Source organism: Lonsdalea iberica, assembly GCF_002111585.1.
Taxonomy (GTDB): Bacteria; Pseudomonadota; Gammaproteobacteria; order Enterobacterales; family Enterobacteriaceae; genus Lonsdalea; species Lonsdalea iberica.
This window is the reverse complement of the sequence record NZ_LUTP01000015.1, coordinates 1-14,871: the sequence shown is the minus strand read 5'-3', so window position 1 is coordinate 14,871 and position 14,871 is coordinate 1. Positions and strand designations below refer to the sequence as shown.

Here is a 14,871-nt window from a genome sequence, read left to right as displayed (position 1 = left end):
CAGTACGTAAGGACAGAAATCATGACACCCGCAGTCAAGCTGCTTGAAAAGCACAAGATCACCTTCACTTTGCACAGCTATCATCACGATGCCGATGAAACCAATTTCGGCGAGGAAGCGGCGCGTAAACTTGGAGTCGATAAGCAGCAAATCTACAAAACGCTGCTCGTGGCGCTAAACGGCGACGCTAAAAATCTGGCCGTTGCCGTGACCCCGGTGGCGGGACAATTGGATCTGAAAAAAATCGCTAAGGCGTTCGGCGCCAAAAAAGCGGAGATGGCCGATCCTCAGCTTGCCCAACGTGTGACCGGCTATCTGGTCGGCGGCATCAGCCCGCTCGGACAGAAAAAGCGCCTGCCGACGACCATCGACATCGCCGCAGAGCCTTTCGACACCATTTTTATCTCCGGCGGCAAACGTGGACTGGACATTGAACTGGCGGCCTCGGATTTGGCTTCGCTGCTCAACGCCGACTTCGCCGATATCGCCAAACGAGACTGACATCCGCAAAAAGTCATAACAAAACGGGCGACGCCGGTTTCACCCACGTCGCCCGTCTTCTAACGCATCACGGTCTTAGTGATAAACGATCTCGCCTTTCGGCGCATAGTCCGCCGGATTCAACGGTGAATGTTGCGTGATGTACTCTTTAAGCACCTCAGCGTCGACAAAGCCGGTATTCACGTAATCCGAGCGCTTACTCACTACCGGGTAGCCATCCCCACCGTCCGCATTAAAGCTCAGCATCGCGATACGATAGACCTTTTCCGCCTGCAACGGTTCGCCTTTGATCTTGACGTTTTTAACGCTGGTGCCGTCGGCTTCCAGGCTCACGTTAAGGAACTGGGCGTAAGCGCCGGCATCCACCTTGAAGTTCGCCACCGTCGCCAGATACTGCTCGACGTCGCTGCCTTTCATCTCGACATACACGACCGTGTTGCCGAAGGGCTGTACCTGCAGAATCGATTTATAGGTGATATCCCCCGCTTCGATGGAATCCCGGATGCCGCCGCCGCTCATCACGGCGAAATCAGCGTTTGTACGGTCCACGATGCCGGAAAGCACCACGTGGGCCAAATCGGTCTGTTCAAAACGGACTTTGCTGCGATCCCCTTCCAGACGTCCCAGCGTACTGCCGACTTTCACTTCCAGCTGGGCATGACCTTTTTCCTGGAACGGCGTCAACAGCTGCAGCATTTCAGGACTTTGCTTGATTTCCTGGGTGTAGTACTCACTTTGGGTCGAACCGTCTTCTTGCGTCACGGTCTTTTTCAGGTTGATCGGGACCAGTTGATAGTGTTTCAGCGTCAGTTTGCCGTTGCGGAACGTGAAATCGGCGCGACCCACATATTTCCCCCACTCATGCGCCTGCACGATCCATACGCCATTCTGACGATCCGGCGTGCAAGATGTGCCTGGCACATAATCCCAGTTTTTCTTGTTTCTGCTCGCCATGCACACGGGGTTTTGTGAGTGTCCTCCGACGATCATATCCAGGTAACCGGCTGGCAGGCTGCGCGCCATTTCAACATCGCCAGGCGCGTTGTTGCCGTGTTCGCCATTGTCGTAGTGGCCCATATGCGTTGTGGCGATAATGACATCCGGTTTCTCTTGGCTGCGTAGTTCTTCCACCAACTGCTTGGCTTCTGCGGCCGGTTTGTGGAATTCCATATCGGTAAAGAACGCCGGGTTGCCGATTTTGGCGGTATCGTCAGTCGTCAGGCCGATAACCGCGATTTTCACACCTTGTTTGTCGAATAGACGATAAGGCGTAAACAAACGCTGCTGGGTGCTTTTCTGGTAAATGTTGGCGGATAGGAGCGGGAAATTCGCCCATTTTTCCTGCTGACGCAGGACGGAAAGCGGATTATCGAATTCATGGTTGCCGATGGCCATCGCATCGTAGCCGACCAGGTTCATACCGCGAAAATCGGGCTCGGCGTCTTGCAGATCGGACTCCGGCACGCCGGTGTTGATATCGCCGCCGGACAATAACAGCAGGCTGCCGCCTTTGCGCTGTACTTCGCGGCGGATAGCGTCCACCGCCGTTTTTTGCGCGGCCAACCCGTATTCCCCGGCATCATTTTGCCAGAAGCGACCATGATGATCGTTGGTATGCAGAATAGTGATGTTATAGGTTTTATCTTTTTCCCATGCCTGAGCAAAAGGCGACGTTAGCGCCAGCGTCAGTGCGATCGCACAGCCCAATGCCTTTTTAGAAAAATCCATGGCAAATCTCCACAATTTAAACATTAAAAATACTTATAACAAAAGTGTACTTATCGTCATTTTGACGTTATTTACTGCTAACAGCCGATAAATACATTAACATAAGTTAAGTTTTAGCTTTTGACCTTCGTCATTTGCTAAGGAAATACTCGTTATAACAGTCGTTGATGTCGGTGGTGAGACGTTGTGGGAGTAGCACCCGTCAGTTTTGTATTTTGCAAAAAAGACGTTTTAGATGAAATTTTCTCCGTCGCCCCCCATAAGTGACTATTTTGTGGCATAGTAGATACATCAGGCAAATATAAACAGGCTGATCGCCGCACCCATTAGCCTCAAACCCGACATTTATGCTTTTTATCGTGATTTTTATTCTTTTATATCAAATATAAAACATAACTATCATAAAAAAAGGCACATTCCGCTTCATAAGAGGACGGGGCCCGATATTTTCACAGACATACTCATTGCCTCACGCTGGCTTTATTTATATAAATTGAGTTATCTGCTTGTCACACAAGCGCATAAGTATAGAGGTAGAGCCCACGATAATAAGGGCCGCCAGAGTTCAAGAGTCGCAGGCTCCCGCCCTGACCAAGCAAGGCTCAGGAACATCCGCTCACTCACTTTACCCTAGCAAAGGAGTCGGAATGCATGATACCACCCCGTTAATCTCCACAATGGCCGCAGGACTGGTCCTAGCCTTTCTTTTGGGTATTTTGGCTCATCGCCTGCGTATTTCCCCCTTGGTCGGCTACCTGCTGGCGGGCGTTCTGTTGGGCCCTTTCACACCCGGTTTCGTTGCGGACACCAAGCTGGCGCCGGAAATCGCAGAGCTGGGCGTAATTCTATTGATGTTCGGTGTTGGCCTGCACTTCTCCCTGCGCGATCTGATGGCCGTCAAATCGATCGCCATCCCCGGCGCTATCGTCCAGATCGTCGTCGCGACGCTGCTCGGGCTAGGACTCTCCTCGCTGCTGGGATGGAGCCTGCAAAGCGGGCTCGTGTTCGGGCTGTGCCTGTCCACCGCCAGCACCGTGGTGCTGCTGCGCGCGCTGGAAGAGCGCCAGCTTATCGACAGTCAGCGCGGTCAGATTGCCATCGGTTGGCTGATAGTAGAAGACCTGGCGATGGTGCTGACGCTGGTACTATTGCCCGCCTTCAGCGATATGCTGGGTTCGGAAACGGCCAATACCAACAAGCTACTCAAGGATCTGGCTTTCACTCTGGGTAAAGTCGTTGCCTTCATTACCTTGATGGTGGTCGTCGGTCGTCGCCTGGTCCCTTGGGTGCTGGCGAAAAGCGCCAGTACCGGTTCCCGCGAGCTGTTTACGCTAGCCGTGCTGGCTATGGCGCTGGGTATCGCTTTCGGCGCAGTCAAACTGTTCGATGTCTCCTTTGCTCTCGGTGCCTTCTTCGCCGGCGTCGTGCTGAACGAATCCGAACTGAGTCAGCGCGCCGCCCATGATACCCTGCCCCTGCGGGACGCCTTTGCCGTGCTGTTCTTCGTCTCCGTTGGGATGCTGTTCGACCCGATGATCCTGATAAACGAACCGCTGGCCGTCCTGTGTACGCTCCTGATCGTCGTCTTCGGCAAATCGCTGGCGGCCTTCGCCATCGTTAGACTGTTCGGTCATTCGAAACGCACGGCGCTAACCATTTCCGTCAGCCTGGCTCAAATCGGCGAGTTCGCCTTTATTCTCGCGGGATTGGGGATCTACCTCGGGCTGCTCACTGAAGACGGCCGCCATTTGGTGCTGGCCGGGGCGATTCTGTCCATCATGCTCAACCCGCTCTTGTTCTCGCTGCTGGAGCGCTATCTGGCCAAGAACGAAACCATCGAAGAACAGATTGTGGAAGAGGCTATCGAGGAGGAAAAACAGATCCCGGTGGACCTGTGCGACCACGCCTGCCTCGTGGGCTACGGCCGCGTCGGCAGCCTGATCGGCGCACAACTGCATGAGGCCGGTATACCGATGGTGGTGATTGAAACCTCCCGCGCACGCGTCGACGCCCTGCGAGAACAGGGCATCAAAGCGGTATTGGGCAACGCCACCAAGCCGGAGATTATGGACATCGCTCGTCTCGACTGCGCACGTTGGCTGCTGCTAACCATTCCCAACGGCTACGAGGCCGGTGAAATCGTCGCCACCGCCCGCGCCCGGCGTCCGGATCTTGAAATCATCGCGCGCGCGCACTACGACGATGAAGTCAGCTACATTGCCGAACACGGCGCCGATCATGTGGTGATGGGAGAAAGGGAAATCGCAGACTCCATGATTACCATGCTGAACATCACCCCGGATATGCCCGCGAGAGAATGCCCGATTTGACGGATATGATGTCGGCGCTAGCCCACGCACGACACCGACGAGAGCAAAAAAAAATGCCAGACTCTGTCTGGCATTTTTTATGTCCGCCCCACGAAGTCCTATTCAACATCCTCCGGAGCGCTGACCAGCTGAGCTAGCAGGTCGATATGCAACGAGTCGTCGTTGAGCGCAGGAATATAGTTAAACCGCTCCCCCCCCGCATGCAGGAAGATCTCCTGGTTTTCTCCCTGAATTTCCTCCAACGTTTCCAGACAGTCGGAGGCGAATCCGGGGCACATGATTTGAATATCCTTCACGCCCTGAGCGCCCAATGCCTGCATGGTTTCATCCGTATACGGCGTCAGCCAAGGCTCACGTCCGAAACGCGACTGGAAGGTCATCATCACCTTGTCCTGAGGTAATCCCAACGCCGCCGTCAGCGCCGCCGTCGTGGCCGCACAGCGAAGCGGATAATCATCGCCCTCATTAGCATAACGCTGAGGAATACCGTGGTATGACATGACCAACCGCTCAGGCACGCCGTGCTTGGCAAACGAGGCTTCTACGCTATGTTTCAGCGCCGCGATATAAGCGGGATGTTCGGCATAGTCACGGATAAAGCGGATGCCCGGCATCCGGCGAGTGGATTTCATCAGGTTAGCGAGGCCATCCCACACCGCGGCCGTCGTGGAACAGGAGTATTGCGGGTACAGCGGCAGGACGGTCAGAGAGGTCACCCCTTGCGCCATCAGGCTATCCAACGCCGAACGTAGACTGGGGGAACCGTAACTCATCCCCAACGCCACCGGCGTGCTAGGCAGACGTTCAGCCAACGCTTTTTCCTGACGGCGGCTGAAGACCAACAGCGGGGAACCGCCCTCCATCCATACGGACTGATACAGCTTGGCCACGCGCGGCGAGCGGAATGGCAGGATAGCGCCTCGCAGGATCAACGCCCACAGCAAAGGGTTCACGTCCACAACGCGCCTGTCGCTGAGGAACTCGGCCAGATAACGCTTCACCGCCTGGGGGGTGGGCGCATCAGGCGTGCCCAGGTTGACCAACAGCACACCGTGTTTTTCTTCTTTCATTGATGCATTCCTCATTCCGACGGCGGGCTAAAGTTCCGCCATTCATTCTGGATCAGGCGCTTATTGTAGCTAAAAAATTAGTCTGAATTGGGACTGGTAGCGAGGTTCGTGCCGATATCAGCAATCGCCGGGAGCGATGCCGACGAAATAGCCGATGCAACGTGCGAGATCGCGCTGAACGCCGGGCATAAAAAATGCCAGACAAAGTCTGGCATAGTGCTTTTTGCGCTCGCCTTGGCAGAGGCTGCGACTTAACCCAGAATGCGAGCCAGCTCCGCGCTGATTTCGCTCACGCTGCGGGTGCCATTCAATTTGTGGTACTGAGTGTGTCCAGCATCGGCTTCTTTCTGGTAGTAGCTCACCAGCGGAGCCGTCTGCTGATGGTACTCGACCAGACGTTTACGTACGGTATCTTCCTGATCGTCTTTGCGGATAGTCAGATCTTCACCGGTGACGTCATCTTTGCCTTCCACCTGCGGCGGGTTGAATTTAACGTGGTAAACGCGCCCCGACGCCGCGTGGACGCGACGGCCGACGATGCGTTCGACGATCAGCTCGTCCGGTACGGCGAATTCCAGCACGTAGTCCACGTTGATGCCGGCGTCTTTCATGGCATCGGCCTGAGGGATGGTGCGCGGGAATCCGTCGAGCAGGAAGCCGTTGCGGCAATCGTCCTGTGCGATGCGTTCTTTGACCAGGGCAATGACCAATTCATCGGTCACCAGTTTACCCGCATCCATGATCTCTTTGGCCTGTTTACCCAGTTCGCTGCCGGCTTTCACCGCAGCGCGCAGCATGTCACCCGTGGAAATCTGCGGAATGCCATACTTTTCCATGATGAACTGAGCCTGAGTGCCTTTGCCTGCGCCCGGAGCGCCCAGCAGAATAATACGCATCGCGTAGATCCCCTCGAAAATTTGAACAAAATTGAAAAAACGCTAAACCATACCATTCCGTATCGCCATCCTCAAGGAACGGGCTCGGTTCAGCCATCATCCTGACGGAAATAAATGGCGGTCGCGCCTGCAAAAAAAAGCCCCGGAGAACCGGGGCGGGAAAGATAAGAGATTATGCCGTCAGTAGCTGGTTCATACGACGGATGAACTGGTTAGGATCTTCCAGCGTGCCGCGTTCAGCGAACAGCGCCTGATCCAGCAGCAGCTCAACCCACTCGCCGAACTGAGCGTCATCGGTGGTGTCGGAAGCGCGTTTGACCAGCGCATGGTCCGGGTTCAGTTCGAAGATGTATTTCACTTCCGGGGCCTGTTGGCCGGCGGCGGCAAACAGCTTCGCCATCTGCGTTCCCATTTCGTCAGCACCGGTGGTGACGATTGCCGGGGTATCGGTCAGACGATGTGTCAGACGCACCTCTTTCACGCGATCGCCCAGCAGCGTTTTCACGCGATCGACGAACGGCTCCAGCGCTTTCTCCGCTTCTTTCTGGCTTTCGTCGGCTTCATCCGCCAGCTTATCCAGTGCTTCGTCAGCCTTGCTGACGGACTGGAAGGATTTGCCGTCGAACTCGGTCAGGTAGCTCATCATCCACTCGTCGATACGATCGGAGAGCAGCAGCACCTCAATACCTTTCTTACGGAACAGCTCCAGATGCGGGCTGCTCTTCGCAGCGGCATAGCTATCGGCCGTGATGTAATAGATCTTATCCTGACCTTCCACCATACGGCTGACATAGTCTTCCAGCGAGACGGTCTGCGCCGCGCTGTCAGTATGGGTTGAAGCAAAGCGCAACAGTTTAGCGATTGTTTCTCGATTGCCGCCGTCTTCCGCAGGACCTTCCTTCAGAACCTGACCGAACTGCTGCCACACCGTCTGATATTTTTCGCTGTCGCTTTTCGCCAAATGTTCCAGCATTTGCAACACGCGTTTGGTCAGCGCGGTACGCAGGCTGTGAGTGACGCGGTTGTCCTGCAGGATTTCACGCGATACGTTCAGCGGCAGATCGTTGGAGTCGATAAGACCGCGCACGAAACGCAGGTAGTTCGGCATAAACTGCTCTGCGTCATCCATGATGAACACCCGCTGAACGTACAGTTTCAGACCGTGCTTATGGTCGCGGTTCCACATGTCCCACGGGGCCTGAGAAGGGATATAAAGCAGGCTGGTGTACTCCTGCTTCCCTTCTACACGGTTGTGGCTCCAGGTCAGCGGATCGGCGAAGTCGTGAGAAATGTGTTTATAGAACTCCACATACTCTTCGTCGCTGATATCGGATTTATTACGCGTCCACAGCGCCTGCGCCTTATTGATTTTTTCCCAGGCGACGGTTTTTTCCCCGCCCTCTTCTTCGCTTTCCGTTTCGGTTTCAATTTCTACCGGTAGCGCGATGTGGTCAGAATATTTGCTGATGATGGAGCGTACGCGCCAGGTATCAAGGAACTCGTCTTCGCCTTCGCGCAGGTGCAGCGTGATCTCAGTGCCACGTTCCGGCTTGTCGATATCGGCGATGGTGTAGTCGCCTTCCCCCGCGGATTCCCAGAAAACGCCCTGGTCGGCGCTGGCGCCCGCAGCACGGGTACGCACGGTGACTTTGTCAGCGACGATAAATGCGGAGTAAAAGCCCACGCCAAACTGGCCGATTAGCTGGCTGTCCTTTACCTGATCGGAACCCAGCGATTCCAGAAACGCTTTGGTGCCAGATTTGGCGATAGTACCAAGATTCTCGATAACGTCTTCGCGCGACATCCCGATACCGTTATCGGAGATGGTCAGCGTACGTTTTTCTTTATCTGTAGAGACGCGTACACGCAGGTCGCCGTCGCCTTCATACAGATCGGGCGTGGACAACGCGCGAAAACGCAGTTTGTCCGCCGCATCTGACGCATTGGAGATCAATTCACGCAGGAACACTTCCTTGTTGGAATACAGCGAATGGATCATCAAGTGCAGTAATTGCTTCACTTCAGACTGGAAGCCGCGGGTCTCTTGGCCTTTCATACTCATTATGACTTACCTCAAAACGTGTTTTATTCAGGCTGTTTTATTCTCAGATAAGCAAGATGTGGGGTCAGACGCCGAGATTTCAAGGGGAGTCGGTGGCGCTCATAGGCGAAAAAAAGAGGAATGAGGTGCGACTGCCGATTTTTCGGCAGTCAGAGAGTCAGAACTTGAAGGGGTGGCGCCCAGCCAGTGAATGCGACAGCGTCGTGCCGTCCACCATTTCCAACTCGCCGCCGACAGGCACGCCGTGGGCGATACGACTCGCCATCACGCCATGCTCGGCGCACAGCTCGGCGATGTAGTTCGCGGTGGCGTCGCCTTCGACCGTCGGGTTGGTCGCCAAAATCACTTCCTGGATGTTTTCCGTTTCTAGACGCTCTTCCAGCCGCCCCAGACCGATATCATCCGGACCAATGCCGTCCAGCGGCGAGAGGTGTCCCATCAAGACAAAGTAGCGCCCGGCGAACTGACCGGTTTGCTCGATGGCATGAATATCAGCCGGACTTTCCACAACGCAGATCAGACCGTTTTCCTGACGACGGGCATTTGCGCAGATGTTGCAGACGTCCTGTTCGGTAAAGGTACGGCAGTCTTCGCAATGGCCAATTTCAGACATGGCTCGGGTCAGCGCCTGTGCCAGTTTCATCCCGCCGCTGCGATCGCGTTGCAGCAGATGAAAGGCCATTCGCTGGGCTGACTTGGGCCCTACGCCGGGTAAACAGCGCAGGGATTCCATCAATGATTCAAGAAGCGGACTGGTTTGCATCAGAACGGCATCTTGAAGCCCGGCGGCAGCTGCATCCCGCCGGAAACCGCCGCCATTTTCTCTTTCTGGGTTTCCGCAATGCGACGCGCCGCATCGTTGAACGCAGCCGCGATCAAATCTTCCAGCATGTCTTTGTCATCTTCGAGCAGACTAGGATCCAGCTCGACGCGACGGCAGTTGTGGGCGCCGTTGATGGTGACTTTAACCAGACCGGCACCGGATTCCCCAGTGACTTCCACATTGGCAATTTCTTCCTGAGCCTGCTGCATTTTTTCCTGCATCTGCTGAGCCTGCTTCATCAGATTGCCTATTCCGCCTTTACCAAACATATCGTTCTCTCTATCACTCGGGCTGCTACAGCAGCAGTTAAACGGGTCGGATACTGTCTTCATCCAGCTCCGCGTCGAAGAATCGGCGCAGCGTCTGAATGTTATTATCCGTCATGATCGACTGACGCGCCTGCGCCAGTTTTTCTTCATAGATGGCCTGTCGCCACTCCAGCGGCGTCCGAACCGCCGGATTATCATCTTCAGCGACCGTCAGCGCGATATCACGCCCATGATAAGCTGATAACGCCGATGCCAGCGCCTGCTGCGCCGCGCTGGTGTTGAGATGACGTTGAGAAGAACGCAGATGGAGATGAATCTCGCTCTCCGTCGGTCTTTCTCTGAACGCATTCAACGCCAACTGCTGCACTAATTTCGGTAGCGGCAGATGGTCTATTTCAGCCGCCCACTCATCGCGCGTTTTGGCTTCTTCCGCCAACCGGGCGACCAGCTCCGGCGTCTTCTCATGTTCTAGTGCGGAACGCAGCGCCTTGGGCGTCGCGACTTCCGCTTTTTGTTCCTGTGGAACCGTATTCTGCGCCTTCCAGCGGTAGGCTTCCGGCTTCTTCGGTTCACGCTTCTCTTCCGCCTTAGACGCCAGCCGCTGCTGACCGCGCTCGCTCACTGAGGCCAGTCGCTCCAGCGCTGACGTACCCGGCCGCGTTTTTCCTGACGCTGCCGGTTCAGACTTTTTTGGTGGAGACGATCCCTGTTTCTGCAACAGTTGGCTACGGGCCTGCAACAGCTGTGCGGTCGTGTCCGGTAAATGGTTCGCCGACGGCGGAGCGGACTCCGGTGGCCGTGGAGGCTCAGCCTGCTGTGGAGGCGCTTGAGGCGCCTCATCGGACGGCACAGCCGTGGACTGACGTACCGGAGGCACCGCCGTGCTCGTCGGTGCTGACGGCGCTGGTGGAGCGGCTATCGGTGCAGCGACGGTAACGGGCGTGGGCGCTTCGATGATCTGGCGGGGATGAAACGCCAGCGCGCGCAGCAACGTCATTTCCACACCCATTCGCGGGTCGGGCGCATAAGCCAGCTCTTTGCGGCCAATCAATAGGGTCTGGTAATAGAGCTGTACTTCAGCAGGGGGAACGGCACGCGCCAGATCCCGCAGGCGAGGCGCTACGCTGCTGTATTCATCGCCCAGCGCCGAAGGCAGCATTTGCACCATGGCGATACGATGCAGCAAGGTGAGCGTTTCCACCAACAGTGATTCCCAATCCACGCCGCGCGACGCGGCTTGTTGCAGCAAGGTCATCACCTGCGCGCTGTCGGCTTTCACCAACGCCTCTATCAACGCCAGCGGCTGCTCATCGTCCAGCGTTCCCAACATCTGGCTGACCGTTTCGGTTGTGACCTGCCCCTGCCCAATGGCTATAGCCTGGTCGGCCAGCGAGAGCGCATCGCGCAAGCTGCCTTCCGCCGCACGCGCCAGCAGTTGCAACGCGCGCGCCTCGGCGGACAGTTGCTCTTCCTGCAAGACGTGCTGCAAATGAGCGCGGATCTGCTCCGCGTCCAACGCTTTGAGATGGAACTGTAGGCAGCGCGACAGAATCGTGACCGGGAGCTTTTGGGGATCGGTGGTCGCCAGCAGGAATTTAACGTGTGACGGCGGCTCTTCCAGCGTTTTGAGCAGCGCGTTGAAGCTGTGGCGGGAAAGCATGTGCACTTCATCGATGAGATACACTTTGAAGCGGCCCCGCGCCGGCGCATATTGCACGTTATCCAGCAAGTCGCGGGTGTCTTCGACTTTAGTGCGGGAAGCGGCATCGATCTCGATCAGATCGACGAAGCGGCCTTGCTCGATCTCAAGGCAGTTCTCGCATTTACCGCAGGGCGTTGCCGTGATGCCAGCCTCACAGTTAAGTCCTTTCGCCAGCAGGCGCGCGATAGTGGTCTTCCCCACCCCGCGGGTGCCGGAAAACAGGTAGGCATGGTGAATTCGGCCTAGCGAAAGACCATTAGCCAGCGCGGCCAGGACATGCTCCTGACCGACGACATTGGCAAAGGTTTGAGGGCGCCACTTACGGGCAAGAACCTGATAGCTCATCAATACCGCAACAGTTGAGTTATTGAGGTGGTGATGCTAACACAGTCTCGCCGCCATCGGCGAGACTGTTGTGCTTAATGACCGGGGAAGTCGACCAGGCTGAAACACTGGATGCCCATGGCTTCCAGACGCTGCTGACCACCGAGATCAAACAGGTTGATGACAAAGGCAGCGTCAGTGACTTCACCGCCTAAACGACGAATCAGTTTTACTGTTGCTTCGACGGTGCCGCCGGTCGCCAGCAGATCGTCGATAACCAGCACTTTGTCGCCGGCAGTAATGGAGTCTTCGTGAATTTCCAGCGTGTCGGTGCCGTATTCCAGCTCATAGCTTTCGCTCAGCGTCTTGCGCGGCAATTTTCCGGGCTTACGCACCGGTACGAAGCCTACGTTCATTGCCAGCGCCACCGGCGCACCGAACAGAAAGCCACGCGCTTCGGTTCCAACGACTTTGGTGATGCCAGCATGACGATAACGCTCTGCCAGGAGGGAAATGCTGGCCGCGTAGGCCTGCGGATTTTCCAACAGGCTAGTGACGTCACGGAACAGTATGCCCGGCTTTGGGTAGTCGGGAACGCTCTTGATACTGTTTTTAATTAATTCTGGCTGTGTTACGGTCATAATCCTGTGCCTGATAAAACAATCTGTTCAGTGAATAACGGACGCCCGCTGTAGCTCTGGCGGCCATCACGCGCCCTTCGCCGGGAAAGGAATAGAGGCGGGACGCGCACGAAAACGCTCAAATCTAGTCAAACTGACTGACAAATGCAACAGCCCTGCATCTGGTCGCCTACTTTTATTGCTCCCGATCAACCACCGGCAGCCGCCACATGAAGATCAGCAGGCAGGCCATCACCACGAGTAATAATCCCCTCACCCACGGAATATTGACCATCCATATTGATAAGGCGAAGGTGGCGACGATCACCACGAGCGCTTTGACTTTGACGCCCGGCGGTAAAGCCCGGTGCTGCTGCCAATGCCGCAAATAGCCGCCGAACCATGACCGATGCAGCAACCAATAGTGAAAACGCGGCGACGATCGGGCGAAGCACCAGGCGGCCAGCAGCAGAAACGGCGTGGTGGGCAAAAGCGGAAGCACGACGCCCAGCGTTGCCAGCACGACGGCAATCCATCCCAACACGATCAAGACCACACGATACATACACCACTCCCCCGCTGATAGATGTCGCCGAACCCTTGCCCGTACATAGTAACGGGTATCACGCTGATTTGACCATCGCGGAACAGGATCGCAAATGCCGGCAAAGCAGGTATCATGGCGTCACGTTCAACCTACCGTCGTTCCTTGCTTAATTCATGTTCGATCGCGCTATCCTTACCCCAATCTCTCAATTTTTGACGGCTGAAACGCCTAATGAGTGGGTTGTCGAAGCACAAAAGGTCGATAATCTACCGACCATTTTACGCGACCATGCGCTGTGCGAGCTGAAAGCGGCGCAAAACGCGGCGCATCTTCTGCGGCGCTACGCCGTCGATGAGCCCGGGCAGCAACAGCTGATGGACTGGCTCACGCCCTATGAAAACTTCGCTTATCACCACCGCGGCGAATTCGCTGAACTGGAAACAAAAAGCCCGGTGTCCAAGCAGATAGGTATCCGAGCAGGCTGCCGCTATGGGCAGGAGATGATCGACAAGATGGTGTTGTTGATAAAAGAAGAGCTGCACCATTTTCATCAGGTGCTGGAAATTATGGGTTCGCTGGGGATCGTGTATCAGCGCCTGCCAGCCAGCCGATATGCCAAAGGTATGCTGCAACACGTCATAACGCACGAGCCGAACATGCTGGTCGATAAACTGATTATCGGCGCATTTATTGAGGCCCGCTCCTGCGAGCGCTTTGCTAAACTGGCCCCGTGCCTGGGCGCGCAATTACAGAAGTTTTATCTCTCCCTACTGAGATCTGAGGCCCGTCACTATCAGGACTATCTGACGCTGGCCCGTGAAATTGCCGACCAGGACATTTCCCCCAGGATCGCATTCTTTGCTGATTTAGAGGCCAATTTGATCGTCTCGCCTGATAACGATTTTAAATTTCATAGCGGCAAGCCCCGTGTTTGATGGCAGCCCGACTCTTTGTTTCACCGCTTAATCACTGAGGCAACCGAATGAGCACCTCTACGCTGTTGCAAGCGCTAGACCATCAGATCGCCAGCCTGGCCGAGCAAATAGCGCCGGTTATCGGGATGACGACAGCCCGCTCCCGTTTCGACCGCCAGCTGTTTGGCTGTTATGGCACACGCTTCGGCGACTATCTGGCCGAAGTGAAACAAAATCATCATCACCTGCAACAATACGTCGCCGAGAATCGCACCGATCGGGTAGCCTTTATGGCAGAGAAACTGCTGGCTCAGATTACGGCGCTACAGCGTGAGCTGGGGACCTGGAAAATGCGGCAGCAGAGCCCCGCCGCCCCCACACCGCCCGACCTCTACCACAAGCTGGCCGAACATCAGGGCTATGAACGCCGTTTGATTGCAATGATTCAGGATCGGGAAAGTTTACTTACCCAGCAGACGGCGTTTGACGAAAAACAGCGGTTGCAGAAAGAGTTGGCGGCGCTGGAAGGCCGGTTGGCGCGCTGTCGCCAGGCGCTCACGCGTTTGGATCGTCAGATTGAAAGACGGGAACAAGGTTCCTAAAAACTCGTTGCTCGCGGCGATATCTGCTATATCTACACGTTGATTCCGAGCGAACGGGAAGGTGAACCCACTATGTCACTGGAAAATGCAGCGCCCGAAGTCAAACTGGCGGTGGATCTCATCATGTTGCTTGAGACCAACCAGATTGAACCTGAGGTGGTACTCGCCGCACTCGACATTGTACGTAAGGACTATCTGCACAAGACCCAGGGACAGGGCGATCTCTCAACCGATTAGCGGTTGTGCAGCCGGAACAGACGTTTTAAACGTCTGTTCCGGTCATTCCCGCCGTCGAAACTTACAAAAACGATGGATTGTCCGGCAGCTGACGCGACACTTCTTTCACTTCCTTCCCCTGCTCGTTATGCAAATACACGTCCAACTGATTAAAAGCGATATTAATGTCATTTTCCCGACAGAGACGGTCGATCGTGCGGTTCAGCTCATCCACTGTGTAGCTGCGATCGCGTAACTCCCGCACAT

General features: G+C 55.7%; 15 protein-coding genes. 5 read left to right on the top strand and 10 right to left on the bottom strand.

Annotated elements, in window-relative coordinates; genetic code table 11:
* Positions 1-21: 21 nt before the first annotated feature.
* On the top strand, positions 22-501 hold the full coding sequence (gene ybaK, locus AU511_RS07835) for a Cys-tRNA(Pro)/Cys-tRNA(Cys) deacylase YbaK (protein ID WP_094109314.1): 480 nt from the start codon (positions 22-24) through the stop codon (positions 499-501).
* 75 nt (positions 502-576) lie between these two features.
* Here ybaK and ushA read toward each other — a convergent pair whose 3' ends face one another.
* Positions 577-2,229, bottom strand: a complete 1,653-nt coding sequence (gene ushA / locus AU511_RS07830; RefSeq protein WP_094109313.1) for a bifunctional UDP-sugar hydrolase/5'-nucleotidase UshA — start codon at positions 2,227-2,229, stop codon at positions 577-579.
* Between the two features lie 647 nt (positions 2,230-2,876).
* Between ushA and ybaL the strand changes: the two genes are divergently transcribed.
* Positions 2,877-4,559 carry a YbaL family putative K(+) efflux transporter gene (ybaL, locus tag AU511_RS07825; protein ID WP_094099578.1) on the top strand — a complete coding sequence of 561 codons (1,683 nt, stop codon included), beginning with the start codon at positions 2,877-2,879 and terminating at the stop codon, positions 4,557-4,559.
* A gap of 98 nt (positions 4,560-4,657) precedes the next feature.
* Here ybaL and hemH read toward each other — a convergent pair whose 3' ends face one another.
* The 8 genes from hemH to AU511_RS07785 all read right to left on the bottom strand — a co-directional run bounded on the left by hemH (position 4,658) and on the right by AU511_RS07785 (position 12,890).
* Complete coding sequence (hemH, locus tag AU511_RS07820; protein WP_094109312.1) at positions 4,658-5,629, bottom strand: ferrochelatase; 972 nt, start codon at positions 5,627-5,629, stop codon at positions 4,658-4,660.
* A gap of 251 nt (positions 5,630-5,880) precedes the next feature.
* Entirely contained in the window at positions 5,881-6,525 is a 645-nt protein-coding gene (adk, locus tag AU511_RS07815) for an adenylate kinase (protein ID WP_094099576.1), read from the bottom strand.
* 172 nt (positions 6,526-6,697) lie between these two features.
* Positions 6,698-8,581, bottom strand: a complete 1,884-nt coding sequence (htpG, locus tag AU511_RS07810; RefSeq protein ID WP_167372008.1) for a molecular chaperone HtpG — start codon at positions 8,579-8,581, stop codon at positions 6,698-6,700.
* A gap of 163 nt (positions 8,582-8,744) precedes the next feature.
* A complete protein-coding gene (gene recR / locus AU511_RS07805) occupies positions 8,745-9,350 on the bottom strand; it encodes a recombination mediator RecR (RefSeq protein WP_094099574.1) in 606 nt (201 codons plus the stop codon).
* A complete protein-coding gene (locus tag AU511_RS07800; RefSeq protein WP_094099573.1) occupies positions 9,350-9,679 on the bottom strand; it encodes a YbaB/EbfC family nucleoid-associated protein in 330 nt (109 codons plus the stop codon). Before AU511_RS07800 ends, recR begins: the two co-directional genes overlap by 1 nt.
* A gap of 37 nt (positions 9,680-9,716) precedes the next feature.
* Positions 9,717-11,726 (bottom strand): DNA polymerase III subunit gamma/tau, encoded by a 2,010-nt coding sequence (gene dnaX, locus AU511_RS07795; RefSeq protein WP_094109310.1) that lies wholly within the window; start codon positions 11,724-11,726, stop codon positions 9,717-9,719.
* Between the two features lie 74 nt (positions 11,727-11,800).
* Positions 11,801-12,346 carry an adenine phosphoribosyltransferase gene (gene apt / locus AU511_RS07790; RefSeq protein ID WP_094099571.1) on the bottom strand — a complete coding sequence of 182 codons (546 nt, stop codon included), beginning with the start codon at positions 12,344-12,346 and terminating at the stop codon, positions 11,801-11,803.
* A 175-nt stretch (positions 12,347-12,521) separates the two neighbouring features.
* The gene (locus AU511_RS07785) at positions 12,522-12,890 is read right to left on the bottom strand and encodes a DUF454 family protein (protein ID WP_094109309.1); all 369 of its coding nucleotides are present in this window, start codon (positions 12,888-12,890) and stop codon (positions 12,522-12,524) included.
* Between the two features lie 155 nt (positions 12,891-13,045).
* Between AU511_RS07785 and miaE the strand changes: the two genes are divergently transcribed.
* The 3 genes from miaE (at position 13,046) to rsmS (ending at position 14,625) form a co-directional block, all read left to right on the top strand.
* Positions 13,046-13,807 (top strand): tRNA isopentenyl-2-thiomethyl-A-37 hydroxylase MiaE, encoded by a 762-nt coding sequence (miaE, locus tag AU511_RS07780; RefSeq protein WP_094109308.1) that lies wholly within the window; start codon positions 13,046-13,048, stop codon positions 13,805-13,807.
* Positions 13,808-13,854: 47 nt separating this feature from the next.
* Positions 13,855-14,388 (top strand): primosomal replication protein PriC, encoded by a 534-nt coding sequence (gene priC, locus AU511_RS07775; protein WP_094109307.1) that lies wholly within the window; start codon positions 13,855-13,857, stop codon positions 14,386-14,388.
* A 72-nt stretch (positions 14,389-14,460) separates the two neighbouring features.
* On the top strand, positions 14,461-14,625 hold the full coding sequence (rsmS, locus tag AU511_RS07770; protein ID WP_072000193.1) for a pleiotropic regulatory protein RsmS: 165 nt from the start codon (positions 14,461-14,463) through the stop codon (positions 14,623-14,625).
* Positions 14,626-14,686: 61 nt separating this feature from the next.
* On the opposite strand, the gene AU511_RS07765 is transcribed toward rsmS, so the two are convergent.
* Positions 14,687-14,871, bottom strand: a 185-nt coding sequence (locus AU511_RS07765) for a hypothetical protein (protein WP_139829358.1), incomplete at its 5' end; no start/stop codon positions are given.

Excerpts from the sequence above, each read along its gene's own strand:
- ybaK (WP_094109314.1), top strand. The coding sequence starts at position 22 with ATGACACCCGCAGTCAAGCTGCTTGAAAAGCACAAGATCACCTTCACT.
- ushA (WP_094109313.1), bottom strand. The coding sequence starts at position 2,229 with ATGGATTTTTCTAAAAAGGCATTGGGCTGTGCGATCGCACTGACGCTG.
- ybaL (WP_094099578.1), top strand. The coding sequence starts at position 2,877 with ATGCATGATACCACCCCGTTAATCTCCACAATGGCCGCAGGACTGGTC.
- hemH (WP_094109312.1), bottom strand. The coding sequence starts at position 5,629 with ATGAAAGAAGAAAAACACGGTGTGCTGTTGGTCAACCTGGGCACGCCT.
- adk (WP_094099576.1), bottom strand. The coding sequence starts at position 6,525 with ATGCGTATTATTCTGCTGGGCGCTCCGGGCGCAGGCAAAGGCACTCAG.
- htpG (WP_167372008.1), bottom strand. The coding sequence starts at position 8,581 with ATGAAAGGCCAAGAGACCCGCGGCTTCCAGTCTGAAGTGAAGCAATTA.
- recR (WP_094099574.1), bottom strand. The coding sequence starts at position 9,350 with ATGCAAACCAGTCCGCTTCTTGAATCATTGATGGAATCCCTGCGCTGT.
- AU511_RS07800 (WP_094099573.1), bottom strand. The coding sequence starts at position 9,679 with ATGTTTGGTAAAGGCGGAATAGGCAATCTGATGAAGCAGGCTCAGCAG.
- dnaX (WP_094109310.1), bottom strand. The coding sequence starts at position 11,726 with ATGAGCTATCAGGTTCTTGCCCGTAAGTGGCGCCCTCAAACCTTTGCC.
- apt (WP_094099571.1), bottom strand. The coding sequence starts at position 12,346 with ATGACCGTAACACAGCCAGAATTAATTAAAAACAGTATCAAGAGCGTT.
- AU511_RS07785 (WP_094109309.1), bottom strand. The coding sequence starts at position 12,890 with ATGTATCGTGTGGTCTTGATCGTGTTGGGATGGATTGCCGTCGTGCTG.
- miaE (WP_094109308.1), top strand. The coding sequence starts at position 13,046 with ATGTTCGATCGCGCTATCCTTACCCCAATCTCTCAATTTTTGACGGCT.
- priC (WP_094109307.1), top strand. The coding sequence starts at position 13,855 with ATGAGCACCTCTACGCTGTTGCAAGCGCTAGACCATCAGATCGCCAGC.
- rsmS (WP_072000193.1), top strand. The coding sequence starts at position 14,461 with ATGTCACTGGAAAATGCAGCGCCCGAAGTCAAACTGGCGGTGGATCTC.